This is a genomic window from Conexibacter stalactiti (genome assembly GCF_033542075.1).
Classification (GTDB): Bacteria; Actinomycetota; Thermoleophilia; order Solirubrobacterales; family Solirubrobacteraceae; genus Conexibacter; species Conexibacter stalactiti.
In genome coordinates, this window is the sequence record NZ_JAWSTH010000094.1 from 1 (window position 1) to 24,767 (window position 24,767).

Sequence of the window (24,767 nt, forward strand, 5' to 3'; positions counted from 1 at the left end):
GGCGCGCGCGGCCGCGTCGGCGCGCCGGCCGTCGCGCGCGCCGCCCTGCTGGCGGTCGCGTTCGCGGCGCTGCCGTCGGTGCCCGACGTCGATCCCGCCGCGACCGGCTGGCTGGCGATCGGGCTGGCGATCGCGCTCGCGGGGCTGGCGGCGCTCGCCGTGCTGGTGGTCGCGCTGGCGCGCGAGGTCGGCGAGCTGCGCGCCGCGGTCGGGCCGCAGCCGGCGCTGGAGATCCCCGGCGAGGGGCCGCCGCTGGGCGTCCCGGTCGAGCTGATCGAGCGCTTCGAGCCGGGCGAGCGGACGCGCTTCGCGGTCGCCGTCTTCAGCTCGCAGGGCTGCGCGATGTGCCAGGCGCTGGCGCCGTCGGTCGCGCTGCTGGCGAACGATCCGCTGCTGGTGGTGCGCGACTTCGACGAGGTCGCCGAGCAGGCCGTCTGGCAGGCGCTGGGGATCCCCGGCAGCCCGTACGCGATCGTGCTCGCGCTCGACGGCACCGTGCTCGCGCAGGGGACCTTCAACGCGCTGCGCCAGCTGGAGTCGCTCGTCGCGACGGCCGAGACGCGCGAGCGCGAGCTGTTCGAGGCATACGGTGGCTGAGCGCGGGCGCCGGCGCCGCGACGAGGCGGCGAGCGACGGCGGCACGGCCGGCGCCGCCGAGCGCACAGAGAGCGACGGCGTCACGGCCGGCGCGTCCGACCGCCTCAGCGATCGCGTCGCGGCCGGCAGCTCGCGGCGCGGCTTCCTCGCCCGCACCGGCGCCTGGTTGGTCGCCGCGGCCGGCGGCGGGACGCTCGCGGCCGGAACCGAGGACGCGGAGGCGTTCCACTTCTGCGGCCACATCTACACGACCGCCTCCTGCCCGCACCCGACCGGGCTGCCGCGGATCGACCTGCGCGGCTTCCCGCTGCGCGCCAGCGACGGCAAGCCGGTCGACGACCTCGGTCGCCCGATCGACCGCGACGGCCGTCCGCTCGACGAGCGCGGCCGGCGCCTGCGCGACCCCGACGGCCGGCCGCTGCCGGCGGCGCCGCGCAGCCGCGTCTGCCAGGACGCGATCCCCGACCGCTACGGCATCCCCGTGCGCGTCGACGGCTCCTGGTACCGCTGCTGCGGCGGCAAGGTGCGGCGGCTGGTCGACTGCTGCTCGACGCACAGAAGACGGATCAACGGCGACGCCGCGCTGAGGGGCTATTGCTACGCCGATCGCAGAGTCTTCTGCGTCATGTACTTCCAGACGCAGGTCCCGTGCTGACGCTGTCAGCCCGCGGCGGCGCGCCGCGCGCGGCTGGGGCGGCGCCGTGCTGACGACCCTCCTGCTCGCCGCCGCCGCGTTCGCGGCCGGCGTCACCGGCGCCTGGTCGCCGTGCGGCTTCTCGATGGTCGAGACGCTCGCCGGCGCGGCTGGGCGCGAGGGCGCGTCGGGGCGGCGGCTGATCCGCGCCGCCTGCGCGACCTTCGCCGCCGGCGCGCTGCTCGGCGGCGCGCTGACCTTCGGCCTGCTGAGCGTGCTCGGGCAGGCGCTCGGGGCGGGCGGGGAGGCGGGCGTGATCGGCGGGGGCGCCGGCGACGGCGCCGACCTCGCGCTGATCGCCGCCGCCGCGCTCGCGCTGGCGGCGGCGCTCGCCGACGGGCTCGGACTGCGCGTCGCGCCGCAGATCCGCCGGCAGGTGCCCGAACGGTGGCGCCGCACGTTGCCGCTGCCGCTCGCGGCCGCGCTCTACGGCGTGCTGCTCGGGCTCGGCTTCACGACCTTCGTGCTGGCCTTCGCGGTGTGGGCGCTGGCGGGCATCTGCGTCGCGCTCGGCGCGCCCGCGACCGGACTGGCGATCGGCGTCGCGTTCGGACTCGGCCGCGCGCTGCCGGTCGTCGCGATGGCGCCGCGCTTCGACACGCTCGGGATCCACCTCGCCGAGCGGATGGCGGCCGAGCCGCGCCTGCTGCGCACGCTGCGCCGCGCCGACGCCGCGCTGCTCGTCGCCGCGGCGCTCGCGCTGCTGCTCGGCCCGACCGCGGCGTCGGCGGATGCCCGCGCCAACCTCGTCGCGACCGACGCGACCGACCCCTCCGTCAGCGACGGCGCGCTGGCGTGGATGGTGCCGGGCGACGGCCGCGCCGTCATCCGCGTCCCCGGTCAGCGGCCGGCGAGCTACTACGCGACGCGGTTGGCGATCGGCGAAGGCAACCTCGCGACGGCGACGCCCGGCGCGATCGAGGTGCGGACGCTTGCCGACGGCGCGCAGGTCGCGACGATCCCGCACGCCAGAGCCGGCATCACCGGCCTGGCCGTCTCGCAGCGCTGGGTCGCGATGCGCATGTCACGCCCGCGCGGCGGCGATGAGCTGCTGGTCGCGTCGCTCGCGGGAGCGGCAGTCGCGCCGGTCGTGCAGACGAGATCGGGAGGCTCGCTCAGCCGCCCCTCGCTCGACGGCGACCAGCTCGCCTACGCCGTCGGGACGCGCCACGGCAGCCGGATCGTCGTGCGCGACCTCGCCACCGGCCAGGCCCGCACCGTCCTGCGCTCGCGCCGCACGCAGCTGTCGCAGCCGAGCGTGCTCGGCCACGCGCTGCTGTACGTGGAGGCGCGCGCCTGCGACCAGCGGCTGCGGATCACGACGACGAGCGGCCGTCGCCGCACGCGTACGCTGCTGACGCTCGGCGGCACCGCTCGCCGCGACAGAGGCCACGAGCACGGCCACGCGCGCCAGGGCAATCGGCCCAGCGGCTGCCCGCGCGGCACGCCGCCGCGCAGCGGCCGGATGCTGTGGAGCACGGCGCTCGCGGCCGACGCCGCCTACGTCACGCGCTGGACCCCGCGCACCCGTCGCACCGCGCTGCTGCGCCTCCCGCGCTGAGCCCTTAACGACATCTTGATGCGCCCCCGCTGAATCTTGATCGGCCCTGGGCGACGGCGGTCGCACAGTGGTCGTCATGGACATTCTCGTCATCGCACTCGCGGTCGCGTTCTTCGCCGCGATGCTCGCACTGATCGAAGGACTGGACCGGGTCTCCAAGTCATGACCGTCCAGGGCTGGATCCAGATCCTCGTCTTCTGCGCGGTCCTGACCGCGCTGACGCCGCTGCTCGGCGCCTACATGCACCGCGTCTTCCGCGGCGACGCCGTCCTCGGCACGGTGCTCGGCCCGGTCGAGCGCGGCTTCTACAAGCTGCTGCGGGTCGACCCGCGCCAGGAGCAGGACTGGAAGGCGTACGCCCGTTCAGTGCTGATCTTCAGCCTCGGCTCGTGGTTGCTGCTGTACGCGCTGCTGCGGCTGCAGGGCTCGCTGCCGTTCAATCCGGCCGGCTTCGGGGCCGCCCCGGCCGACGTCACCTTCAACACCTCCTCCTCGTTCGTCTCCAACACCAACTGGCAGTACTACGCCGGCGAGACGACGCTGTCGAACTTCAGCCAGATGGCCGGCCTGGCGGTGCAGAACTTCACCTCCGCCGCCGTCGGCATCGCGGTCGTGATCGCGGTGATCCGCGGCTTCAGCGCGCGCAGCCTGAGAACGCTCGGCAACTTCTGGAGCGACCTCACGCGCGCGCTCCTCTACGTGCTGCTGCCGATCGCCTTCGTGCTCGCGCTCTTCTTCGTCAGCCAGGGGCTCGTGCAGTCGCTCTCGCCGGCGCAGGCGTTCACCAGCCTCGAAGGGGTCAGACAGCTGATCACGCTCGGGCCGGTCGCCTCGCAGGAGGCGATCAAGCTGCTCGGCACCAACGGCGGCGGCTTCTTCAACGTCAACTCGGCGATGCCGTTCGAGAACTCCTCCGGCCTCGTCAACTTCGTCTCGATGCTGGCGATCCTCGTGATCCCGGCAGCGCTCACGGCGACCTTCGGCCGCATGGTCGGCAACCGCCGCCAGGGCTGGATGATCTACGGCGCGATGTTCGCCTTCTTCGCGGTCGCCGTCGCGATCGTCTACGCGGCCGAGTCGCACGGCACGCCGGCGCAGCACCTCGCCGGCATCGGCGGCGGCAACCTGGAGGGCAAGGAGACGCGCTTCGGCGTCGAGGGAAGCAGCCTCTTCGCGGTCGTCACGACGGTCGCCTCGTGCGGCGCGGTCAACGCCGCGATGGAGTCGCTGACCGGCCTCGGCGGCGCGATCCCGATGGCCAACATGATGACCGGCGAGGTGATCTTCGGCGGCGTCGGCTCGGGCCTCTACTCGATGCTGATGTTCATCCTGCTGGCGGTCTTCGTCGCCGGCCTGATGGTCGGCCGCACGCCCGAGTACCTCGGCAAGAAGATCGGCGCGCGCGAGATGAAGCTGACGATGATCGGCACGCTCGCGGCGCCGCTGCTGACGCTCGCGGCGACCGCGATCGCGATCTCCTCCAAGTACGGCCTCAGATCGATCTACAACGGCGGCCCGCAGGGCTTCTCCGAGACGCTCTACGCCTACACCTCCCAGACGAACAACAACGGCTCGGCGTTCGCCGGCTACACCGGCTTCCTGCAGCCCAACGGCCCCGGCAACGACGGCGCCTTCGGCATCACCTTCGCCGACCTGCTCGGCGGCGGCGCGATGCTCGCGGGCCGCTTCCTGCCGCTGATCGTGGTGCTCGCGATCGCCGGCGCGCTCGCCGGTCGCAAGGTCGCCCCCGCCGGCCCCGGCACGATGCGCACCGACACGCCGACCTTCGGCGTGCTGGCGATCGGAACGATCCTGCTCGTCGCGCTGCTGACGTTCGTCCCCGCCCTCCTGCTCGGCCCCGTCGTGCAGGGCCTCACCGATCGGATGCTCTGATGAAGAAGGACCTCACAGCGACCGCCGTCGGCCTCGTCGTGCTGACGCTCGTGCTCGGCCTGCTCTACCCGCTCGCGGTCACCGGCGTCAGCCAGGTCGCGTTCAACGACGCCGCCAACGGCTCGCAGATCGAGCGCGACGGCAGAGTGGTCGGCTCGCGCCTGCTCGGCCAGGGCTTCACGAGCGCGCGGTACTTCCACAGCCGCCCGTCGCAGTCGGAGTACAACCCGTCGGCGACCTTCTTCTCCAACGCCGGTCCCAACGGCCAGGACACCGCCGACGCGATCGGCGACAACGCCGACGCCTACCTCAAGCGCGAGGGCAGATACGACAGCGGCCTCACGCGCGGCGAGATCCCGCCCGACGCCGTCCAGACCTCGGCCTCCGGCGTCGACCCGCACATCACCGTCGACAACGCGCGCATCCAGGCGCACCGCATCGCCGCCGTCCGCGAGCTGCCGCTGGAGCGGATCCAACAGCTGATCGACGACCACACCGACGGCCGCGGCCTCGGCCTCTTCGGCCAGCCCGGCGTCAACGTCCTGCAACTCAACATCGCCCTTGACGAGGAGTCCTCCCGATGATCGACGCACAGGTGCTGCGCAGCGCGCTGCCCGCGGCCGTGCGCAAGCTTGACCCGCGGCAGATGGTCCGCAACCCGGTCATGTTCGTCGTCGAGATCGGCGCCGTCATCAGCACCGGCGCGTGGATCGCCGGCGGCGGTGACGATCCCGGCTGGTTCACCCTCACCGTCGCGATCTGGCTGTGGCTGACGGTGATCTTCGGCAACCTCGCCGAGGCGATCGCCGAGGGCCGCGGCCGCGCGCAGGCGGCGTCGCTGCGCGCGATGCGCAGCACGACCGTCGCGAGATTGCGCGACGGCGGCAGCAAGAACGCCGGCGAGCTGCAGCCGGGCGACGTCGTCGTCGTGCTCGCGGGCGAGACGATCCCGGGCGACGGCACCGTCGTGAAGGGGATCGCCTCCGTCGACGAATCGGCGATCACGGGCGAGTCGGCGCCGGTGATCCGCGAGGCCGGCGGCGACCGCTCGGCCGTCACCGGCGGCACGCGCGTGCTCTCCGACGAGATCCACGTCGAGATCACGCAGAAGCCGGGCGAGTCATTCCTCGACCGCATGATCGCCCTCGTCGAAGGCGCGAGTCGGCGCAAGACGCCGAACGAGATCGCGCTCGGGATCCTGCTCGCCGGCCTGACGCTGATCTTCCTCGTCGTCGTGATCACCCTGCGGCCGTTCGCCGACTACGCCGGCACCGCGACCTCGATCGTGACGCTGATCGCGCTGCTGGTCGCGCTGATCCCGACGACGATCGGCGCGCTGCTGAGCGCGATCGGGATCGCCGGCATGGACCGGCTGGTGCGCCGCAACGTGCTCGCGCTCAGCGGCCGCGCGGTCGAGGCCTCCGGCGACGTCGACGTGCTGCTGCTCGACAAGACCGGCACGATCACGCTCGGCAACCGCCAGGCGTCGGAGTTCGTGCCGATGCCGGGCGTCAGCGAGCGCGAGCTGGCCGAGGCGGCGCAGCTCTCCTCGCTCGCCGACGAGACGCCGGAGGGACGCTCGATCGTCGTGCTGGCGAAGGAGCGGCTGGGGATCCGCGGGCGCGAGCTGAGCGAGCACGAGGCGCGCTTCGTCCCCTTCACCGCGCAGACGCGCATGTCCGGCGTCGACTTCAACGGCACGCGCCTGCGCAAGGGCGCCGGCGACGCGATCGAGCGCTGGATCGCGACCGAGGGCGGCAGCACGCCGCCGGAGCTGAGAGCGGCGATGGACCAGATCGCGCGCGACGGCGGCACGCCGCTGGCGGTCGCCAAGGACAACCAGGCGCTCGGCGTCGTGCACCTCCAGGACGTCGTCAAGGAGGGGATGAGAGAGCGCTTCGACCACCTCCGCGCGATGGGCATACGAACGGTGATGGTGACCGGCGACAACCCGCTGACGGCAGCGAAGATCGCGCAGGAGGCCGGCGTCGACGACTTCCTCGCGGAGGCGACGCCGGAGGCGAAGCTGGCGCTGATCCGGGAGCACCAGCAGGGCGGCCGGATGGTCGCGATGACCGGCGACGGCACCAATGACGCGCCGGCGCTGGCGCAGGCCGACGTCGGGGTCGCGATGAACACCGGCACCCAGGCGGCGCGCGAGGCCGGCAACATGGTCGACCTCGACTCCAACCCGACGAAGCTGATCGAGATCGTGGAGGTCGGCAAGCAGCTGCTGATCACGCGCGGCGCGCTGACGACCTTCTCGATCGCCAACGACGTCGCGAAGTACTTCGCGATCCTGCCGGCGATCTTCGCCGCCACCTACGCGGCGGCCGGCAGCACGACCGGTCCGCTCGACGCGCTCAACGTGATGGACCTCGGCTCGCCGCGCTCGGCGATCGTCTCGGCGATCGTCTTCAACGCGCTCGTGATCCCGCTGCTGGTGCCGCTCGCGCTGCGCGGCGTCAGATTCCGTCCGCTCGGCGCGACCGCACTGCTGCGCCGCAACCTGCTGATCTACGGCCTCGGCGGCCTGATCGCGCCGTTCGTCGGGATCAAGCTCGTCGACCTCGTGGTGCACAACCTGCTGGGTGCCTGATGTCCGGGCGGCTGAAGGTCTTCCTCGGGATGGCGGCCGGCGTCGGCAAGACGTACCGGATGCTGCAGGAGGGCCAGGCCGAGGCCGAGACCGGCCGCGACGTCGTGATCGGCTACCTCGAGTCCCACGGCCGCGCGGAGACCGTCGCGCAGGCCGCGGGGCTGGAGGTCGTGCCGCGGCGACGCGTCGACCACCGCGGCGCGCTGCTGGAGGAGATGGACGTGGCGGCGATCGTCGCGCGCGCGCCGGAGCTGTGCCTGATCGACGAGCTGGCCCACTCCAACCCGCCGGGGCTGGAGCACGCCAAGCGCTACGAGGACGTCGCCGACGTGCTCGCCGCCGGGATCGACGTGTACTCGACCGTCAACGTGCAGCACCTCGAATCGCTCAACGACCAGGTCGCCGAGTTGACGACGACGCGCGTGCGCGAGACGGTCCCCGACGAGGTGCTCGGCGACGCTGACGAGCTGGTCCTGATCGACCTCACGCCGGAGGCGCTGATCGAGCGGCTGCGCGCCGGCAAGGTCTATCCGGCCGAGCGGATCGAGTCGGCGCTGAACAACTTCTTCAAGGTCGAGCACCTGTCGGCGCTGCGTGAGGTGGCGCTGCGCCAGGTCGCCGAGGAGGTCGAGGCGCGGCGGGTCGTCGGGCCGGGGCCGCCGCAGCGGCGCGACGAGGAGCGGCTGTTCGCGACCGCCGCGCCGGCCGCGATCGGCGAGCGGCTGCTGGCGCTGGTCGAGCCGACACCGGCCTCCCAGCGGGTCGTGCGGCGCGCGTGGCGCTCGGCGCAGCGGCTCGGGACCGACCTCGACCTGCTGTGGGTCCAGCCGCCGCGCGAGCTGGACGACGGCGAGGCGGCGCAGCTCGAAGCGCTGCGCCGCCTCGCGGTCGTGCTCGGCGCCCACCTGCTCGTCGAGCAGGGCGACGACCTCGTCGCGACGGTGCGGCGGGTCGCGCGCGAGCGCGGCACGACCTACGTGCTGATCGGCGAGCCGAGCCACCGCACCGCGCTCCAGCGGCTGCTGCGGCCGTCGCTGCCGAGCCGGCTGCTGGCGGCGCTGCCGGGGATCGACGTGCGGATCGTCGCGGACCGGACGAGGCGCGAAGGGGCCGAGCCGGACGCCGGCGCGTCGCCGCCGCGCGGCGAGGGCGGCGCGCGATGATCGACCTGCTCGTCACGCTCGCGCTGCTGGCGATCGGCGCGACCGCCGCCTGGATCGTGCGCGGCCGCCGCGCGGCGCGCGCGCTGCCGGCGCTCGGCCCCGGCCGCGTGCTCTTCCCCTTCCTCGGCAGAGAGCTGTCGCTGCCGGCGCTGGAGGCCGCGCTGCGGCTGGCGCGCGCGGAGCAGGCGACGCTCGTGCCGGTCTACCTCGCGGAGGTGCCGCTGCACCTCTCGCTCGACTGCGCGCTGCCGCGCCAGAGTGCCGTCGCGCTGGCGCTGCTGGACGCCGTCGAGCAGCGCGCGCGCCGCTTCGGCGTGCCCGTCGACACGCGGATCGAGAAGGGGCGTGACTCGCGCCATGCACTGCGCCAGATGCTGCGCCACGAGCGCTATGACCGGATCGTGGTGGCGGCTGAGACCGGCGCCGGCGGCGACGGCTTCACGCCGGGCGAGACGGCGTGGCTGTTGGCCAACGCGCCCGGCGAGATCGTCGTCGTGCGCCCCGACCGCAACCTTCACACCGCATCACGTGCGGCATAGTCGTGTTGAGGGCTTGCAACGGAGCGCCCAGATCCAGCCGGGTCGGGCGCCTAAGCTGCCACCGCCGGATCGACTCGCATGCACGCCTTTCCCCGCCACCTGTTCCTGCTGCTGCTCGCGCTCGCCGGCGCGGTCGCCGTCCACAGCACCGCCGCCAGCGCGCAGGCGGCGCTGCCGAGATCGGTCAAGCGGCCGAAGATCGTCTTCACCCGCTGCTCCTCGACGCCCTACCCCTGTCAGGGCTCGCACAAGATCGTCGTGCGCGGCGGCAAGATGCTCGTCGGCGCCGGCGGCATGAACAGGCGCGCGAAGGTCGAGTTCCCCGTTCGCAGCAGCTCCGGCAAGGCCGGCAAGCGGCGCGTCGGCGGCAGCTTCCGCAGCAGCACGCGGCTGCTCGTGAGCGTGCCGAAGGACGCCGTCAGCGGTGCGATCCGGATCGTGATGCCGGGGCCGAAGTACTCCAACGCCGTCCGCATCACGGTCCGCAAGCCGCCCGTGACGGTCACGAGACCGCAGCCGACCAGACCGCCGGTGAGCGATCCCGGCCCCGGCAGAAGCGTCTTCGACGGCAGCGGGATGTGGATCTGGTACCTCAGAAGAGCGGCCGGCGGCGACGCCGCGGCGATCGCCGAGAAGGCGGCGGCGGCCGGTGTGCGGACGATCTTCCTCAAGAGCGCCGACGGCAGCAACGTCTGGTCGCAGTTCTCGCAGGCGGCGATCGCGGAGCTGAAGGCGACCGGCCTCAACGTCTGCGGCTGGCAGTTCGTCTACGGCAACGACCCGATCGGCGAGGCGCAGGCGGCCGCGGCATCGAAGGCGGCCGGCGCCGACTGCTTCGTGATCGACGCCGAGGGCGCCTACGAGGGCAAGTACGCGCAGGCGCAGCGGTACACGAGAGCGCTGCGCGCGGCGGTCGGCGACGACTTCCCGATCGGCCTCACGAGCTTCCCGTACGTGCACTACCACCCGGGCTTCCCGTACTCGGTCTTCATGGCCCCCGGCGGCGCGACCTTCAACCTGCCGCAGGTCTACTGGAAGACGATCGGCACGTCGGTCGACACCAGCCTCCAGATCACCTACCAGTACAACACCGTCTACGAGACGCCGATCTACCCGCTCGGGCAGACCTACGACGGGACCGCCGCCGCCGACGTGCGCCGCTTCCGCCAGCTGTCGCTCGGCTACGGCGCGACCGGCGTCAGCTGGTGGGTGTGGGACTTCGCCTCCGCCTCCGACTGGGGCGCGGTCGGCGCCGAGGTCGAGGCGCTCGACGTGCTCGACTCCCCGCGCTACCCGACGCTGCGCGCCAACGGCTCCAGAAGCGGCTCGCGCGGCGACCTCGTCGTGCTCGCGCAGCAGCACCTCAACGGTGCCGGCGCGTCGCTCAGAGTCGACGGCGACTACGGTCCGGGCACGGCCGCGGCCGTTCGCGCCTACCAGGCGTCGAAGGGGATCACGGAGAGCGGCGTGCTCGACGAGGAGACCTGGCCGACGCTGCTGCGCGAGACGCCGGTGATACCGAACTGGGCGGCGCAGGCTTCGAAGGCTTCGAAGGCGCGGGCCTCGGCGCGGAGCGCGAGCGCTGCGCGAGCCGGCGCGCTGCCGGCCGTCAACGGGCCGGCGTCGGCGGGCCTGAGAGCCCGCCGCAACGAGATTCCGGCGGGCCCGCGGCGCTAGCGGCGGGCGGATGTGCCCGCGGCGTGTGGCCGCGGGCGCCCGGCGACGACTATCTCGTCGCTTCCTCCAGCTGCTTCTGCGCCTCGTCGAGCTGATCCTTCGCCTCGTCGGGGATGTCGGCGTCCTTGAGGTTGTCGATCGCGTCGCTGGTCGCGTCGGTCGCCTCCTCCTGGATCGCTCTCGCGTCTCTCTCGAGCTCCTCCTGGAGCTGCTCGGCGGTGATCTTGCCGTCTCTGTAGTCCTGCTGGAGTCTCGCGGCCTTGTCCTGCAGGGCCTGGCCTCTCTCCTGCAGCTTCTCGCCCTGCTCCTGCAGCGTCTTGACGGTGTCCTCCGCCTTGTCGTCGCCGCAGCCGGCGCCCGTCAGGGCGATCATGCCGGCCGCGCCGATCGCGATCAGTGTCTTCTGAATACGCATGGAGTCCTCCTCCAATTCGGTGTCCGTGCGTGCAACGGCGCACATCAAAGTGGATCGCAGCCCCCGCGTCAGTCGCTCGAAGGTCTCGCTTCGGTCTCAGTCCCCTGCGGAGGCGCGACGATCCCCTGCATCATCGCCCACGCGACCAGTTCGCGTGTCGTGCGCGCGTGAACGCGTTCGCGGCCCTGCTGCAGCAGCCGTCGCACCTGGTGGATCGAGACCCCCATCCGCTCCGCGATCTCGCCCTGACGCAGCCCTGCCGCCGCCAGCGCGACCGCATCGCGTTGGCGCGGGGTGAGGGGAGCGGGCGTCGGGGCGGGCTCAGGCGCCGCGTCGCTCGTGGCCGCCGCGAGCACCGGAGAGTCTTGGTCGCTCAGCGACCAAGACTCTCCCCTGCTCGCCGCGCGACCGGCCAGCAGCGCCAACAGCGGCGGGACGAGTGCGACAGCGGCGGCGCTCAGCAGCAGCAGCCGGCGCTGCTCGACGGCGTCGAAGTCGGCCAGCAGCGGCGCGAGCAGCTCGGCGGCCGCCAGCAGCGACGCGGCGAGCGTGCGACGGGCGCCGACGACGACGCCGAGCGTCGCCAGCAACAGCAGCGCCGGCAGGAACAGCAGACGCCCGTCGGCGGCGCCGAGCAGCGCGAATGCGCCGCCGAGCGCCGCGCCGACAACGGGTGCGATCGTGGGGCGCCGGCAGACGACGCTGAGCGCCGCGGCCGGACGGCGCGCGACGAGCGCGGCCGCCGCGAGCAGCAGCAGGCAACAGGCGACACCGCCGAGCCGCGCGCCGCCGGTCGCGCGCAGCAGGACCGTCAGCAGGGCGTAGGCGGTCGCCGCGGCGACGGCGTAGGCGCCGGCCTCGAAGCCGGCGCGCCGCAGGCGGTCGGTGGCGGGGGTCGGTGGCGCGGCTTCGCGCGGCGCGGCCTCGCCACCGAGCGGCCTCAGCCCGGCCGCCACGCGCTCGCCACCAGCTCGTCGAGCGTGCGAGCGCTGGTCGCCCGCTTCGCGCGCTTGATCTGCGTCCGCACGGTCGCCAGCGACGTGCCGCGCGCGTGCGCGATCTGCTTCGGGGTCAGCCCGTCGGCGAGCAGGGCGACGACCGCCGTCTCGGCCGGACTGAGCGGCCGTTCCGGCGACTCGCCGGTCGCGATCACCGTCGGCGCGGCGCCGATCGGCGCCACCCGGGCAGCGACAGCGGCAGTCCCCGCCGAGCCGCCCGCGGACGACACCACCGGAGCGACCTCCGCAGTCGTCCACGCCGACAGCACGTGGCGCAGCACGGCGACGCCGGCGAGGCCGAGCAGCGCGACGGCCAGCGGCGCGAGCGTCGCGGTCGTCGCCTCGCTCGGCTCGCCGTGCCATGGGGAGAGGGTCGCGAGCGACGTGCCGGTCGCCAGGAAGACGCCGAGCTTGCCGGCGCACAGCGTCGCGCCGCAGGCGAGCGTCACGCGCCAGCCTGCGAGCGCGGCGGCGACGAGCGCGATCCACATCGGCTGCGTCGCGAGGTTGCCGGGATAGCCGCCGTCGAACAGCGCCGGCGTCAGCGCCAGCAGTCCCGCCGGCACGAGTACCCAGCCGTGCGCGGCGACGGCCGCCGCCCAGCGCGGGGTGGTCGCCAGCGCCGCCGCCCACGCCGCCACCCAGCAGAGCCCGATCACGATGCTGACCGCCTGCGGTCGTGACAGGACGGCCGTGCTGAGCGCGACGACGGAGTCGCAGAGCCCGATCGCGCAGGCGACGCGCAGCGGCAGCAGCGTGCGCTGGTCAGGCAGCTCGTGGTCGCGATCCCGTCGTCGGCCTTCCATGCCAGCTCCTCGCGTGCAGCGCACCCGCTCCCGGTGCGCTCGGCCGGCCCATCATTAGCAGGCCGCGATCGGCGGCGACAGCGGTCCCGTTCAGCGCGCTATCTGGTCGCCTCTTCCAGCTGCTGCTTGGCGGCCTCGAGCTGCTCCTTCGCCTCGTCCGGAATGCGCCCGTCGTCCTGGAGGTCGTCGATCGCCTCACCGGCGACGTCGGTCGCCTCCTCGGTGATCGCCTCGGCGTCCTCCTGGATCTCTCTGGAGGCCTCCTCCGGGTCGATCTTGCCGTCCTGCACCTGTCTGGCGATCGTGCTCGCCTTCTCCTGCAGCGCAGCACCTCTCTCCTGCAGTTGCTGGCCCTGCTTCTGCAGCTTCTCGGCGGTCTCGTCGCCGGAGCCGCAGCCGGCGGTCGCGATCGCGGCGACGGCGGCGAGGGCGGCGAGGCTGGTGGGGATGATGCGCATGGTCGGTTCCTTCCGAAGTTCGTGTGCGGTGACGGGAAGAAGCCTCCCGGTCACGGCTCCATGCGCCCAGTGGTGCGGCCCGCCGAGCTGGTGTCGGTTGTCCGCCGCGCTCGCGGTGGTGGCCGCCGGCCGGGCAGGCGCGCGCCGCGGGCGGCTTCAGCCCTCGCGCGAGGCGAGCGCGCCGCGCAGCGACAGCTTCGGCCCGATCCGCAGCGCCGCGCGCGAGTAGACGGCGGTCGCGAGCTTCAGCATCGCGACGATCGCGACGAGCGTCAGCGCGATCGAGACGAGCAGCTGCCAGGTCGGCACGTCGGTGACCAGCCAGCGCGCCGGCATCGCCATCGGCGCGCTCGGCGGCAGGAAGGAGAGGACGGTCAGCATGCCGCCGTCGGGGCTCTGCAACGCGACGAACGAGAGGATGTAGGCCCCGATCACGACCATGTTGAGCGCGCCGGTGCTCGACTGCAGGTCCTCCTGGCGCGAGACGAGCGCGCCGGCGACCGCGTAGAGGCAGGCGTAGAGGGCGTAGCCGAGCAGGAACCAGAGCGCGATGATCGCGACCCAGCCGACGGTCACGTGCGGCAGGTCGACGGCGTCGAGCAGCTGCGCGCCGGCGACGCCGACGATCAGCACCAGCACGAACTGCGCCAGCCCCAGCAGGCCGAGCCCGACGATCTTGCCGGCCAGCAGCTCGCGCGGGCGGATCGCGCTCAGCACGACCTCGATCACGCGCGAGGACTTCTCCTCGACGATCCCGCCGGCGACCCACAGGCCGTACGTGAAGATCGCCAGGTAGAGCAGCAGCACGGCGATGAACGCGATCCCCTGGCGCGCGCCGCGGTCCTCGTTCTCCGGCTCCAGCACCTGCACGCGCAGCGGCGCCGGGTCGAGCGCGGCGCTCAGCTCGGCGGCCGGGACGCCGGCTCTGTCGAGCGCGTCGCTGAGCGCGAGCTGGCGGCGCGTCGCCTGCACCGCCGCGGCGAGCGTGTCGTCCGGATCGTCCTCGACGAGCACCTCGCGGCCGTCGATCACCGCGACGTCGGCGTCGCCGTCCTCGACCGCGCGCACGGCGGCGGCGCGGTCGTCGTAGGCGGTCGTCTCGATCGTCGCGTCGAGCGCGGGACCGGCCGACTGCAGCGCCTGCGCGTACGGCTGCGAGGCGGCGCCGACGAGCGCGACCTTCTTCGTCTCGTCGCCACCGCCGGTGAAGGCGGCGATCGCGAGCACGACGAGGATCGCGACGAGCTGGATCGCGGTGCCGACCTGGAATGCGCGGCTGCGCGCGCGCTCGGTCAGCTCGCGGCGGGCGACGAGCCAGCGCGGGGAGTTCATGCGACCGCCTGCCGCGGCGCCGTGCCGCTGGTGCCGCCGTCCGCGATCGCGTCCGCCGGCGTCTCGGCGACGACCTCGCGGAACAGCTCGGCGAGCGTCGGCAGGACCTCGCTGAAGTGGGTGACGGGACCGGCGGCGCGGGCGCGGTCGAGCACCGCCTGGGCGTCCACGTCGTCGGCGAGCGCGATCAGCAGGCCGCGCTCGTGGTCGCTGCGCGGGACCGGCTCGGCACCGGGCAGGCCGTCGAGCCAGCTCGCGTCGTCGCGGCCGTCGATCGCGACGCGGACCATCCGGCGACGGTTCTCGCGCCGCAGCCGCTCGACCTCGCCGGCCGCGACGATCCTGCCGGCCTTGACGATCGCGACCGTGTCGCAGAGCCGCTCGACCAGCTCCAGCTGATGGGAGGAGAAGAGCACCGGCGCGCCCCGCTCGACCTCCTCGCGCAGGACGCCGGCGAGCACGTCGACGCCGATCGGGTCGAGCCCGGAGAAGGGCTCATCGAGCACCAGCAGATCCGGTCTGTGCACGAGCGCGGCGGCGAGCTGAACGCGCTGCTGGTTGCCGAGCGAGAGCGACTCCAGCTCGTCGCCGGCGCGATCGACCAGCCCGAGCCGTTCCAGCAGGTCGTCGGTCGCGCGCCGCGCCTGCTGGCCGTCGAGCCCGTGCAGCCGCGCGAGGTAGACGAGCTGGTCGGCGACCCGCATCTTCGGATAGAGGCCGCGCTCCTCCGGCATGTAGCCGAAGCGGCTGCGGGTCGCGGCGCCGAGCGCTCTGCCGTTCCAGGTGACCTCGCCGCGGTCGGGACCGAGCACGCCGAGGATGATCCGCATCGTGCTGGTCTTGCCAGCGCCATTGGGCCCGACGAAGCCGGTCATGCGACCGGGCTCGACATCCAGCGACAGTCCGTCGAGCGCGACGGTCGAGCCGTAGCTGAGGTGGAGATCGCGGCACTGCAGCACGGCGGCGGAACCTACTGACATCGAATGCGATCCTCCCCGACGGCGCGCGCGCCAAACCGAAAGCGGTGTGCGCGGTGGGCGCGGGCGGCGGCTTGCGGCGCGCTGCGCGCGGCTCGGGTCGGCGGCGGGCGGCGGCTTGCGCGCGGCGCGGGCCGGCGGGGTAGGCTCGCCCCATGCTCGTCCGCGACGCCGGCGACGCCTGGCAGATCGTGCTCCAGCCCGACCACGGCGACCTCGCCGGCCAGCTCGTCGCGGCCTGGGGCGGGGAGGGCTTCGCGCGGCCGGCGCGCCACGCCTCCGCCGTGCTCGCCGCCACGCGCCACGATGACGGCTGGTCGGTCTGGGACCGGCGGCCGCGGATCGACCCGGCCAGCGGCGCGCCGCAGAACTTCCTCGGCGTCGACGTGATCCCGCACCTCGCCTTCTACCGTGCCGGCGTCGAGGTCGTCGCCGATGAGGACCGCTACGCAGGGCTGCTCGTCTCGATGCACATGAGCGGGCTCTACCGGCAGCGCTACGGCGTCGTGCCGGCCGGGCCGATGAGACTGAGCCCCGAGCTGCGGGCGCGGGCCGACCTCTTCTGCGACCAGGAGGAGGAGCGACAGGACGCCCTCGCCGCCGAGCTGGGGGTCGAGGAGGGCGAGCGCTGGCACGACTACGCGCTGCTGCAGGTCGCCGACCTCGTATCGCTCTTCTGCGGCCTCGGCGATTTGGAGGGCGGCAGCTCCAGAGGCGTCGCCGAAGCGATCCCGACCGCCGAGGGCGGCAGAGCGCGGATGACACTCGACCCGCTCGGCCCGTGGCGGCTGCGCTGCACGCCGTACCCGTTCGCCGAGCAGCCGCTGGCGCTGACGATGGTCCGCCGCCTCGTGCCCAAGCGCGACTGGCCCGACGACGCCGCCTTCCGCGCCGACTTCGTCGCGGCGACGCCGGAGACGGTGCGGATCTTCTTGCAGGGCTAGGGGTCGGCGACGGCGGCCGGTCTGCGCGGGCGCACCCCGAGCAGCACGACGAGCACGCCGACGGCGGCGAAGGCGGCGCCGACCTGCATCGCCCGCTGGATCCCCTCGACGAGACTGGGCGCGTCGCTGACGATCGTGGTCGCGGCGCCGAGGCCGAGCGAGCCGCCGGCGACCTGCAGCATGTAGAGCAGGCCGGAGGCGAGACCCGAGCGCGACTCGGCGAGCGAGGAGACGGCCGCTGTCGCAGCGCTCGGATAGAAGAGGCCGACGCCGAGGCCGAGCAGCGCCATCCCCGGCACGAGCGCGAGGTATCCCGAACCGGCCCCCGGCAGCGACAGCAGCACCATCGCGACGGGCAGCAGCAGCGCGCCGGCGAGGATCACCGCGCGCCCGCCGAAGCGCTCGTAGAGCGGACCGGAGAGGAACGAGACGCCGCCGAACAGCAGCAGCAGCGGGAGCAGCCCGGCGCCGGCGCCGAGGGCCGAGAAGCCCAGCTCCTTCTCCATGAACTGGGGGACGTAGACCATCGCGGAGAAGAAGGTCATCGACATCAGCAGCACGGCGAGCAGGACGGCGCGGAAGCCGCGGTCGGCGGCGACGTCGCGCGGCACCAGCGCGATGCTGCCGGCGGTCCGCTCGCGCACGGCGAAGGCCGCCATCAGCACGACGAAGGCGGCCAGCAACGCGAGCACGCGACTGTCGTCCCAGCCCCATGTCGCGACCTGGTCGAGCGCGACCAGCAGCGCGACGAGCGAGCCGGTCACGAGCAGCATGCCGGCGACGTCGAAGCGGCGGTCTTCCTCCTCGCCGCGGCTCTCCGGGACGTTGCGCAGCACGACGGCGATCGCCGCGAGGGCGACCGGCACGTTGACGGCCAGCACCCAGCGCCACGAGAGCAGCTCGGTGAGCGCGCCGCCGATCAGCGGGCCGCAGGCGTTGCCGAGCCCGGCGACGCCGAGCACGAGCGCGCCGGCGAGGCCGCGACGGGCCTCGGGCAGCAGCGTGTACGTCATCGACAGCGTCGCCGGCCACATCAGCGCACCGCCGACGGCCATCAGCGCACGGGCGGCGATCAGCAGCGCGGCGTTCGGAGCGACCGCCGCCAGCAGCGAGCAGAACGCGAAGATCACGGCGCCGAGGACGAAGATGCGGCGGCGGCCGAAGAGGTCGGCGAGGCGGCCGCCGCTGACGGTCAGCACGCCGAACACGAGCGCGTAGGCGTTGATCACCCACTGCACCGTCGAGAGGTCGGTATCGAGATCGCGCTCCATCTGCGGGAGCGCGACCGAGAGCGCGGTGAAGTCGTTGGCGATCAGGAAGACGCCGAGCCCCATCGCCACGAGGGCCCAGCGCGTGCCGCGGTCGAGCTCGCGCATGGTGCGCGAGCCTACCTGGCGCGTAGGCGGGTGTCAGCGCCCCGCGTCCGCGCCCTCGTCGTCCAGTGCGCGCGGGCCGCCCCTCCCGTTGCCCTCGCGCGCGTCCGGCCGCTGTCAGGCCACCGCGCAGACGATGCCGAGGTCTCTGCGCACGTCGCGCGGGACGATCAGCTTGGCGCAGCCGACGCCGGCGGTGCCGACCTCCACGAGCGTCCAGCGACCTCTCGCGTGGCGGAACATGCCGGCGACGGCGTCGAGCGTTCTGCGCGCGGCGCCGGTCGGCGCGATCGTCGAGATCGCCCATCTGCCCTCGGTCGAGATGCGCGCTCTGCGCAGCGTGAAGTCGCCCGCCCGGATCGGTCTCGGCACGAGCTTCGATCTCGTCACCGCCTCGCGCAGCTGGATCCGCTCCGACCTGATCGCGGCGCGGTCGGCCGAGGCGAGGCTGGGAAGCGCCGCGAGCAGCACGGCGGCGAAGACGGCAAGTGAGACGAGACGTACGATCTGGCGCATCCCAGCGCCCTACCCGCTGCGCGTCAGCGCAATCGTGGGGCCGGCCGGCGGCGGGCGCGCTGCGCGCTGACGCAGACGCGCGAGTCCGGCCGGCGGCGGGCGCGCGCTGTCTCGCCGCCACCCCGCGCGCTCAGGCCGGCGGCGCGTATGCCTTCCGCACGGTGACCGCGGTGCCGTACGCGGCGACCTCGCTCATCACGTTGCCGATGTCGTTGCAGTCGAAGCGCATCGCGATGACGGCGTTGGCGCCGTGCTCGCGGGCGGAGTCCTTGAGCCGGTCGACCGCGTGGTTGCGCGAGTCGGTCAGCAGCTTCGTGTAGCCCTTCACCTCACCGCCCGCGATCGTGCGGAAGGAGGCGCCGATGTTGCCGAAGGCGTTGCGGGCGCGCACGATCAGGCCGAAGACCTCACCGTAGACCTCCACGATCTCGTAGCCCGGCAGGTCGTTCATCGTGGTGATGATGATGTCGTCGTCACTCATTGCTGGAACGTTGCCATCAATCGCGGATGAGTGCGGGTCTGTACATCACCGGGATGTAGAGACCCGCACTCATCGCGCTTCTCAGGCCGCCGCGCCGCTACGCGCGGCCGCGAGCAGCTCGCTCGCGACGCGATCGGTCGCGTCGCCGGTGCCGCCGAGCAGCCGCCGCGACAGCTGCGCGCGCCGGAAGAACAGCGGCGCGTCGTGCTCCCACGTGGCGCCGATGCCGCCATGCACGGAGATCAGCTCCCGCGCGGCGAAGTCGAGCGCCGCGCCGGCCGCGGAGCGGGCCGCGCTCGCCGCGACCGCGAACTCGTCCGGCGCGTCCTGCCGCGCCCAGCCGGCGTAGTAGAGCAGCGCGCGCACGTTCTCCTGCCGCCGCAGCACCTCCGTCAGCCCGTGCTTGACGGCCTGGTAGGAACCGATCGCACGGCCGAACGTGTAGCGCTCCTTGGCGTACTCGACCGACCGTCGCAGCGACTCCTCGACCGCGCCGAGCGACTCGGCGGCGATCAGCGCGTGCGCGAGGTACCACGCCGCCGCCAGCTCGTCGGCCGCGACGTCGAGCAGCCGGCCGCTGGCGCCGAACAGCGTCACGTGGCCGAGCGGACGGGTCGCGTCGTAGGCGGTCGTCGCCTCGATCTCGACGCCGCCGGCGGTCGGGTCGAGCGCGACCGCGCGGGGTGAGCCGGTGCCGTCGACGCCGACGACGACGAGCACGTCGGCGCCCGGCGCGTCGGGGACCCACGCGACGGTGCCGGTGACGGTCGCCTCGCCGTCGCTGCCGCCGACGGTCACCTTCGGCGCCGCCGCCCGCCGCTTGCCGCCGCGCGGCTCGGACGTCCAGGCCGGGTCGCGATCGTCGCCGGGCCGGGCCGGCAGCCAGGCCGCGCGCGCCTCGCCGCTCGCGAGCCGCGCGAGCAGCGCGCCGTCGGCGCCGTCGGCGTCGAGCAGCGCGGTCGCGGGCAGGTGCCCGAGCAGTGCGACGGAGGCGAGCACGCGGCCGGTCTCGGCCAGCACGAGCATCGCGTCGATCGCGCCGAGGCCGGCGCCGCCGTGCCGCTCGCCGATCAGCAGGCCGGTCCAGCCGGCCTGCGACGCGGTCGGCCACAGGTCGGGCAGCGGCTCGCCCTCGAGCGCGGCCCGCGCCGCTTCGACGGTTCTGACGCGGCCGAGCGCGTCGCGCGCGGCCTCCCGCAGGAAGACCTGCTCGTCTGAGAGCTCGAAGTTCATGCCTTGACCTCCTGGCGCTCCTTGGCGCGCAGCTCGGAGAACGGGATGCCCTTGTCCAGCCGCGGCTCCGGCGGCAGGCCGAGGACCCGCTCGCCGATCGTGTTGCGCAGGATCTCCTCCGTGCCGCCGGCCGACTTGAGGCCGGGCAGGAACGAGATCAGGTCCGCCCACTCGCCTTCCGCGAGCGTGTCGGGGCCGAGCACGTCGGCGATCAGGTCGCCGGCCTTGATCGCGGCGTTGACGGCCGTGACCTTGCCGAGGCCGGCCTCCGGACCGGGGATCTGGCCGCGGCTGAGCGCGGTCAGCAGGCGATAGCCGGTGAAGCGCAGCGCCAGCAGCTCGGTCGCCAGCTCGCCGAAGGCATGGCGCACCTCGGAGTCGGCGGAGGCCGCCTCGTCGCCGGCGAGCGCGACCGCGAAGCGGTCAGCGCGGTAGCCCATCCCCTCGCTGCCGGCACCGATCGTCAGGCGCTCGAACATCAGCGTCGTCAGCGCGACGCCCCAGCCGCCGTTGACGGCGCCGACCTCGCTGCCGGGGTCCAGCCGCACGTCGTCGAAGAAGACCTCGTTGAACTCGGGCTCGCCGGAGATCTGCCGCAGTGGCACGATCGTCACCCCGGGCGCGTCCATCGGCACGATGAACATCGTCAGGCCCTTGTGCTTGGCGGCGTCCTGGTCGGTCCGCGCGAGCAGCAGTCCGTACGCGGAGAACTGGGCGTTGGTCGTCCACACCTTCTGGCCGGTGATGCGCCAGCCGCCGTCGTCGTCGCGCTTGGCGCGGCACTGGATGCCGGCGAGATCGGAGCCGGCGGCCGGCTCGGAGAAGAGCTGGCACCAGACCTCGTCGCCGTGCAGCATCGGGCCGAGGTAGCGCTGCTTCTGCTCGTCGGTGCCCTGCGCGATGATCGTCGGGCCGAGCATGCCGACGCCGATGACGTCGAGGATCCCGGGCACGCCCTTGCGCGCGATCTCCTGGTTGACGATCACGTGCTCCAGCGGGCCGCGCCCGCCGCCGCCGTGCTCAGCGGGCCAGGTGACGCCGACGTAGCCGGCCTCCGCCAGCCGTCGCTGCCACGCACGATGCGCGGCGACGTTCTCGGTGTCGTCGCCGGTGCCGCGCTCTCTCGGCGCGTGCGACGCGTTCGCATCGAGCCACGCTCGCACCTCGCTGCGATATGCGGCCTGCTCTGGGGTGTCGTTGAGATCCACGTCTCTCCTTCCTGGCTGGCTGGCCAACTTCTCCTGCTCGGCACGATACCGACCGAGCGTGCCCGGCCCGGCAGCAGCGCCTCAGCGGGCGCGTTCAGCCCACCATCCGCCGCCGCGCCGACATCGCCACCAGCACGAAGAAGCCGCGATACGGCGGCGACGCCGCGTGCTCACGCAGCAGCTCGATGACCTCCTCCGCCTTCTCGACCGCCTGCGCGACGTCGTCGTGGTTGAGCACCGCGAGGCGGTCGTAGTCCGCGCGGTGGCGCACGTCTCGCAGAAAGCGGATCATCTCGGCAGCGAACAGCAGGTGTCGCGGCGGCTGACGCTGGTCGACGCCACGAAGCACGTGCCACGTCTGCGATCTGCTCGCCTTCCAGCCGGGATCGATCACCAGCGTCCCGAGGCTCAGCGCTCTGTCGCACGCGTCGGCGACAGCAGCGTGCGTGAACCAGCGGGCGAGGTGGGCGACGATGACGCGAGGGGGATCGGTGCCGGGAGGGCAGCCGCTGACCTGCGCGGCGGCTTGGAAGCACAGCTCGTGGAAGACGGCGTAGTAGGCGCTCGACGCCGCGCGGCGGAGATCGAGTGCATGCTCGGCGGTGCCGTCGTCACCGTCGCCCACGAGCCGACGCGCATGCGCGAGCAGAGCGTCCGGCGAGAGCTGGTCGACCGCGATCATCGCGACACACGGCCGTTGCCGTAGTTGGGGTGTTCGGCGGAGAAGTGGACGACCGGCAGGAGGCCGGTGTCATCGACCGCGTGCAGTGCGTCGTATGCGTGGCGGTCGATCGCTCTCGCGGTCGCGCGCGGCCAGCCGGGGCCGCCGTCGTGCGGGTCGGTGAGGATCAGCGTGACGGAGTACTGGGGGCCGCCGCCGGGCCCTATGAACGGCTGCGAGTCGAACTCCGCACCGAGCACTCTGATGCCGTCGACCTCGAAGCCGACGACCTTGGTGAGGATCGCCTCTGAGAGGCGGTCCAGGGGATGGGTTGGTGTCATGCCGAAAACCGTACGTTCGAATGGCCGGCGTGTCGCCACCAGTTATGTTGGAAATTGTGTCAATTGTGCGCAGGGCTGTTCGCCAACGCCGCAAAGCCGGCGTCGAGCAGCCGCGCGGCCTGCTTGCCCGGATCGGGTGAGCCGAGCAGGACGGCGATCAGCCGCGTGCGGCCGCGCGTCGCGGAGGCGACGAAGCAACGTCCGGCGGCGTCGGTGTAGCCGGTCTTGACGCCGTCGGCGCCGCGATAGCCGGCGCGCAGCAGCGGGTTGTGGTTGGCCAGCCACACTCTCCCGCCTCTGACCGGCAGCGGCATCACCGCCAGCGGCGTCCGCACGACCCGCGCCAGGCGGGGAACCCGCAGCAGCTCCTGCGCGAGCAGTGCGAGGTCGGGCGCGCACGACCAGTTGCCGCGGTCGACGATCCCCGACGGCGAGGCGAAGCGGGTGCAGCTGAGGCCCAGCTCGCGGGCGCGCGCGTTCATCATCCGCACGAAGCGCGGGACCGATCCCGCTACGTGCTGCGCGAGCGCGATCGCGGCGTCGTTGCCCGATGGCAGCAGCAGCCCGTACAGCAGCGTCTCGGCCTGCGCGCGCTTTCCCTTCGGCAGCAGCCCGACGCCGCTGCCGGTGTAGGCGAGCGCCTCGCGCGTGATCGCGACCGGCTCGCGCGGCGTCGTCCGCTCGGCGACCAGCAGCGCCGTCATCATCTTCGTCACGCTCGCGATCGGCAGTCGCCGCTCCGGCTCGTGGCGCCAGAGCACCCTGCCGCTCGTCGCGTCGACGAGCAGTCCGCTGCGCGGCGGCTTGCGCAGGTTCAGCGCGACGACCGCCTCGGAGGGGATCCGGCCCCAGTCGTGCGGCTGCGGCGTCGGCGGCGCTTCGGCTGGCGGGCCGCCGCCGATCGCCGAGGCGGGCGGACCGGACGAGGCGGCGAGGCCGGCACCCGCGTCGCCCGCGCGATCGAGCCGGTCGCTGCCGAGCACGACGACGGCCGCCGCGACGAGCAGCGCCAGCAGGCCCGCGAACGCGACCGATCCCAACCGCCTGGAGCGCCCACGGCGCCGTCTCCCGCCGCGCAGGGTCACCCCCAGAGCATGCCAGGTGCGCCCTCGCGCGCCGCGGTCGGGTACGGTCGAGCGATGGGAGGACGCACCGCAATGGCGCGCATCGCCGCGCTCGTCGTCGCGACGCCCGCGCGCGGCGTCGCGCGACCGCCCGGCGTGGCGGGCGCAGGCATCGCAATCGCGGCCGCCGCACTCGCGCTCGCCGCCGCACCCGCGGCCGCGCACCGCGCGCCGACCCCGGAGGAGCTGATCGAGATGGCCGGCGCGACCGGGCCGCCGACCGAGCCGGCCTGCGTCAGCGGCCGCATCTCGACCGTCGACGTGCGCTGGGGCGCGCTGGTCTCGAAGCCCGCGCCCGGCTGCCCAGAGATCGAACGCACGTGGGTGCTGGAGCGCGACGCGCCCGGGACGCCAGGCGGTCGCTGGCGCGAGCTGCGGCAGGGGATCCGCTTCGGCGTCTGCGCCAGAGACCTGCCGGGGATCCCCGACCCGGTCGGGCTCGACCTCGGCGTCTGCGCGCCGCCGTCGAGACGGGTCTACGCGCCGTCGGGCGAGAAGCTCGCGTTCAAGCCCAGCAGACTGCGCTACAGCCGCAACGCGACGATCACCGGGCTGCGCTGGAGCAGCTGGGGCGGGCGCACGGCGACCGGTCGCGGCACCTTCGCCTATCGCGACCCCTACGGTGGCGACATCACCGCGGCCGTGACTGTCACGCTCTTCGGGATCGACCTCTGCGGCAGCGACCGGGTCTACCTCAGCGCGCGGCTGAAGGGCGTGAGCGTCGCCGATCGCGCCGCGGTGCGCGCCTACAGCGGCCGCTGGTACCGCCAGTGCCCGGGCGTCACCGCGAACTGACTCACGAACCGAGCGCGGCATCGAGCATCGCGACGAGGCGGGCGAAGCTCTCGTCGACCGACTCGGCCATCCCGAAGCCGCCGTCGGCCTCGATCGTGACGAAGCCGTGCAGCGCGCTGCGGACCGCGCGCACGGCGTGGATCGCGTCGGAGCCGTCGAGGCCGTAGCCGGCCAGCAGCGCGACGAAGACCTCGACCGCCTCGCCGGCTGCCGCGACCGCCTCCGCGTCGCCAGGGTCGGGCGCGCGCTGGGCGGCGAGGTACGTGCCGGGATGCGCGAGCGCGTACCCGCGCAGGGCGTCGGAGGCGGCGCGCAGCGCGTCGCCGCGCGCGCGCCCGACGGCCGCCTCGCGCAGGACCCCGGCCAGCTCGCGCGCGCCGCG

General features: G+C 73.6%; 26 protein-coding genes. 11 read left to right on the forward strand and 15 right to left on the reverse strand.

Annotation, left to right across the window (positions count from 1 at the left end):
- From R7226_RS24700 to R7226_RS24740, 9 genes are all read left to right on the forward strand, one after another.
- The coding region (locus tag R7226_RS24700; RefSeq protein ID WP_318600036.1) for a hypothetical protein at positions 1-597 on the forward strand (597 nt) is incomplete at its 5' end.
- Positions 590-1,252: a hypothetical protein gene (locus R7226_RS24705; protein WP_318600037.1), complete on the forward strand. Its 663-nt coding sequence runs from the start codon at positions 590-592 to the stop codon at positions 1,250-1,252. The genes R7226_RS24700 and R7226_RS24705, both read left to right, overlap by 8 nt.
- Before the next feature lie 46 nt (positions 1,253-1,298).
- Positions 1,299-2,852, forward strand: coding sequence for a TolB-like translocation protein (locus R7226_RS24710; RefSeq protein WP_318600038.1), 1,554 nt, complete (start codon positions 1,299-1,301; stop codon positions 2,850-2,852).
- Between the two features lie 162 nt (positions 2,853-3,014).
- Positions 3,015-4,745, forward strand: coding sequence for a potassium-transporting ATPase subunit KdpA (kdpA, locus tag R7226_RS24715; RefSeq protein ID WP_318600039.1), 1,731 nt, complete (start codon positions 3,015-3,017; stop codon positions 4,743-4,745).
- Positions 4,745-5,329, forward strand: a complete 585-nt coding sequence (kdpC, locus tag R7226_RS24720) for a potassium-transporting ATPase subunit KdpC (protein WP_318600040.1) — start codon at positions 4,745-4,747, stop codon at positions 5,327-5,329. Before kdpA ends, kdpC begins: the two co-directional genes overlap by 1 nt.
- Complete coding sequence (gene kdpB, locus R7226_RS24725) at positions 5,326-7,344, forward strand: potassium-transporting ATPase subunit KdpB (RefSeq protein ID WP_318600041.1); 2,019 nt, start codon at positions 5,326-5,328, stop codon at positions 7,342-7,344. The genes kdpC and kdpB overlap by 4 nt, the downstream gene beginning before the upstream one ends.
- Positions 7,344-8,507 carry a histidine kinase gene (locus R7226_RS24730; RefSeq protein WP_318600042.1) on the forward strand — a complete coding sequence of 388 codons (1,164 nt, stop codon included), beginning with the start codon at positions 7,344-7,346 and terminating at the stop codon, positions 8,505-8,507. The genes kdpB and R7226_RS24730 overlap by 1 nt, the downstream gene beginning before the upstream one ends.
- Positions 8,504-9,046 (forward strand): universal stress protein, encoded by a 543-nt coding sequence (locus tag R7226_RS24735; protein ID WP_318600043.1) that lies wholly within the window; start codon positions 8,504-8,506, stop codon positions 9,044-9,046. The genes R7226_RS24730 and R7226_RS24735 overlap by 4 nt, the downstream gene beginning before the upstream one ends.
- 78 nt (positions 9,047-9,124) lie before the next feature.
- Complete coding sequence (locus R7226_RS24740) at positions 9,125-10,723, forward strand: peptidoglycan-binding domain-containing protein (RefSeq protein WP_318600044.1); 1,599 nt, start codon at positions 9,125-9,127, stop codon at positions 10,721-10,723.
- 49 nt (positions 10,724-10,772) lie between these two features.
- Here the strand turns inward: R7226_RS24740 and R7226_RS24745 are convergent, their stop codons facing one another.
- From R7226_RS24745 to R7226_RS24770, 6 genes are all read right to left on the reverse strand, one after another.
- On the reverse strand, positions 10,773-11,138 hold the full coding sequence (locus R7226_RS24745) for a hypothetical protein (protein WP_318600045.1): 366 nt from the start codon (positions 11,136-11,138) through the stop codon (positions 10,773-10,775).
- Positions 11,139-11,206: 68 nt separating this feature from the next.
- Positions 11,207-12,094: a helix-turn-helix transcriptional regulator gene (locus R7226_RS24750; protein ID WP_318600046.1), complete on the reverse strand. Its 888-nt coding sequence runs from the start codon at positions 12,092-12,094 to the stop codon at positions 11,207-11,209.
- Complete coding sequence (locus tag R7226_RS24755; protein WP_318600047.1) at positions 12,079-12,942, reverse strand: helix-turn-helix transcriptional regulator; 864 nt, start codon at positions 12,940-12,942, stop codon at positions 12,079-12,081. The genes R7226_RS24750 and R7226_RS24755 overlap by 16 nt, the downstream gene beginning before the upstream one ends.
- Positions 12,943-13,040: 98 nt before the next feature.
- Entirely contained in the window at positions 13,041-13,400 is a 360-nt protein-coding gene (locus R7226_RS24760) for a hypothetical protein (protein ID WP_318600048.1), read from the reverse strand.
- Between the two features lie 156 nt (positions 13,401-13,556).
- Complete coding sequence (locus tag R7226_RS24765) at positions 13,557-14,732, reverse strand: ABC transporter permease (protein ID WP_318600049.1); 1,176 nt, start codon at positions 14,730-14,732, stop codon at positions 13,557-13,559.
- Positions 14,729-15,712: an ABC transporter ATP-binding protein gene (locus R7226_RS24770; RefSeq protein ID WP_318600050.1), complete on the reverse strand. Its 984-nt coding sequence runs from the start codon at positions 15,710-15,712 to the stop codon at positions 14,729-14,731. The genes R7226_RS24765 and R7226_RS24770 overlap by 4 nt, the downstream gene beginning before the upstream one ends.
- A 152-nt stretch (positions 15,713-15,864) precedes the next feature.
- Between R7226_RS24770 and R7226_RS24775 the strand changes: the two genes are divergently transcribed.
- Complete coding sequence (locus R7226_RS24775; protein WP_318600051.1) at positions 15,865-16,653, forward strand: DUF3891 family protein; 789 nt, start codon at positions 15,865-15,867, stop codon at positions 16,651-16,653.
- Here the strand turns inward: R7226_RS24775 and R7226_RS24780 are convergent.
- The 8 genes from R7226_RS24780 to R7226_RS24815 all read right to left on the reverse strand — a co-directional run bounded on the left by R7226_RS24780 (position 16,650) and on the right by R7226_RS24815 (position 23,506).
- Positions 16,650-18,029, reverse strand: a complete 1,380-nt coding sequence (locus R7226_RS24780) for an MFS transporter (protein WP_318600052.1) — start codon at positions 18,027-18,029, stop codon at positions 16,650-16,652. The two genes, R7226_RS24775 and R7226_RS24780, sit on opposite strands and share 4 nt — an antisense overlap.
- A 114-nt stretch (positions 18,030-18,143) precedes the next feature.
- Positions 18,144-18,542 carry a hypothetical protein gene (locus R7226_RS24785; RefSeq protein ID WP_318600053.1) on the reverse strand — a complete coding sequence of 133 codons (399 nt, stop codon included), beginning with the start codon at positions 18,540-18,542 and terminating at the stop codon, positions 18,144-18,146.
- Between the two features lie 130 nt (positions 18,543-18,672).
- Entirely contained in the window at positions 18,673-19,023 is a 351-nt protein-coding gene (locus R7226_RS24790; RefSeq protein ID WP_318600054.1) for a YbjQ family protein, read from the reverse strand.
- An 81-nt stretch (positions 19,024-19,104) separates the two neighbouring features.
- Positions 19,105-20,256: an acyl-CoA dehydrogenase family protein gene (locus R7226_RS24795; RefSeq protein ID WP_318600055.1), complete on the reverse strand. Its 1,152-nt coding sequence runs from the start codon at positions 20,254-20,256 to the stop codon at positions 19,105-19,107.
- Complete coding sequence (locus tag R7226_RS24800; protein ID WP_318600056.1) at positions 20,253-21,464, reverse strand: acyl-CoA dehydrogenase family protein; 1,212 nt, start codon at positions 21,462-21,464, stop codon at positions 20,253-20,255. Before R7226_RS24800 ends, R7226_RS24795 begins: the two co-directional genes overlap by 4 nt.
- A gap of 94 nt (positions 21,465-21,558) precedes the next feature.
- Positions 21,559-22,146 carry a HEPN domain-containing protein gene (locus R7226_RS24805; RefSeq protein ID WP_318600057.1) on the reverse strand — a complete coding sequence of 196 codons (588 nt, stop codon included), beginning with the start codon at positions 22,144-22,146 and terminating at the stop codon, positions 21,559-21,561.
- On the reverse strand, positions 22,143-22,466 hold the full coding sequence (locus tag R7226_RS24810) for a hypothetical protein (protein WP_318600058.1): 324 nt from the start codon (positions 22,464-22,466) through the stop codon (positions 22,143-22,145). The genes R7226_RS24805 and R7226_RS24810 overlap by 4 nt, the downstream gene beginning before the upstream one ends.
- Before the next feature lie 59 nt (positions 22,467-22,525).
- Positions 22,526-23,506 (reverse strand): D-alanyl-D-alanine carboxypeptidase family protein, encoded by a 981-nt coding sequence (locus tag R7226_RS24815; RefSeq protein WP_318600059.1) that lies wholly within the window; start codon positions 23,504-23,506, stop codon positions 22,526-22,528.
- Positions 23,507-23,605: 99 nt separating this feature from the next.
- Here R7226_RS24815 and R7226_RS24820 point away from each other — a divergent pair, with 99 nt between their 5' ends.
- Positions 23,606-24,385, forward strand: coding sequence for a hypothetical protein (locus tag R7226_RS24820; RefSeq protein ID WP_318600060.1), 780 nt, complete (start codon positions 23,606-23,608; stop codon positions 24,383-24,385).
- Between the two features lies 1 nt (position 24,386).
- On the opposite strand, the gene R7226_RS24825 is transcribed toward R7226_RS24820, so the two are convergent.
- A partial coding sequence (locus tag R7226_RS24825) for a TetR-like C-terminal domain-containing protein (RefSeq protein ID WP_318600061.1) occupies positions 24,387-24,767 on the reverse strand: 381 nt, incomplete at its 5' end.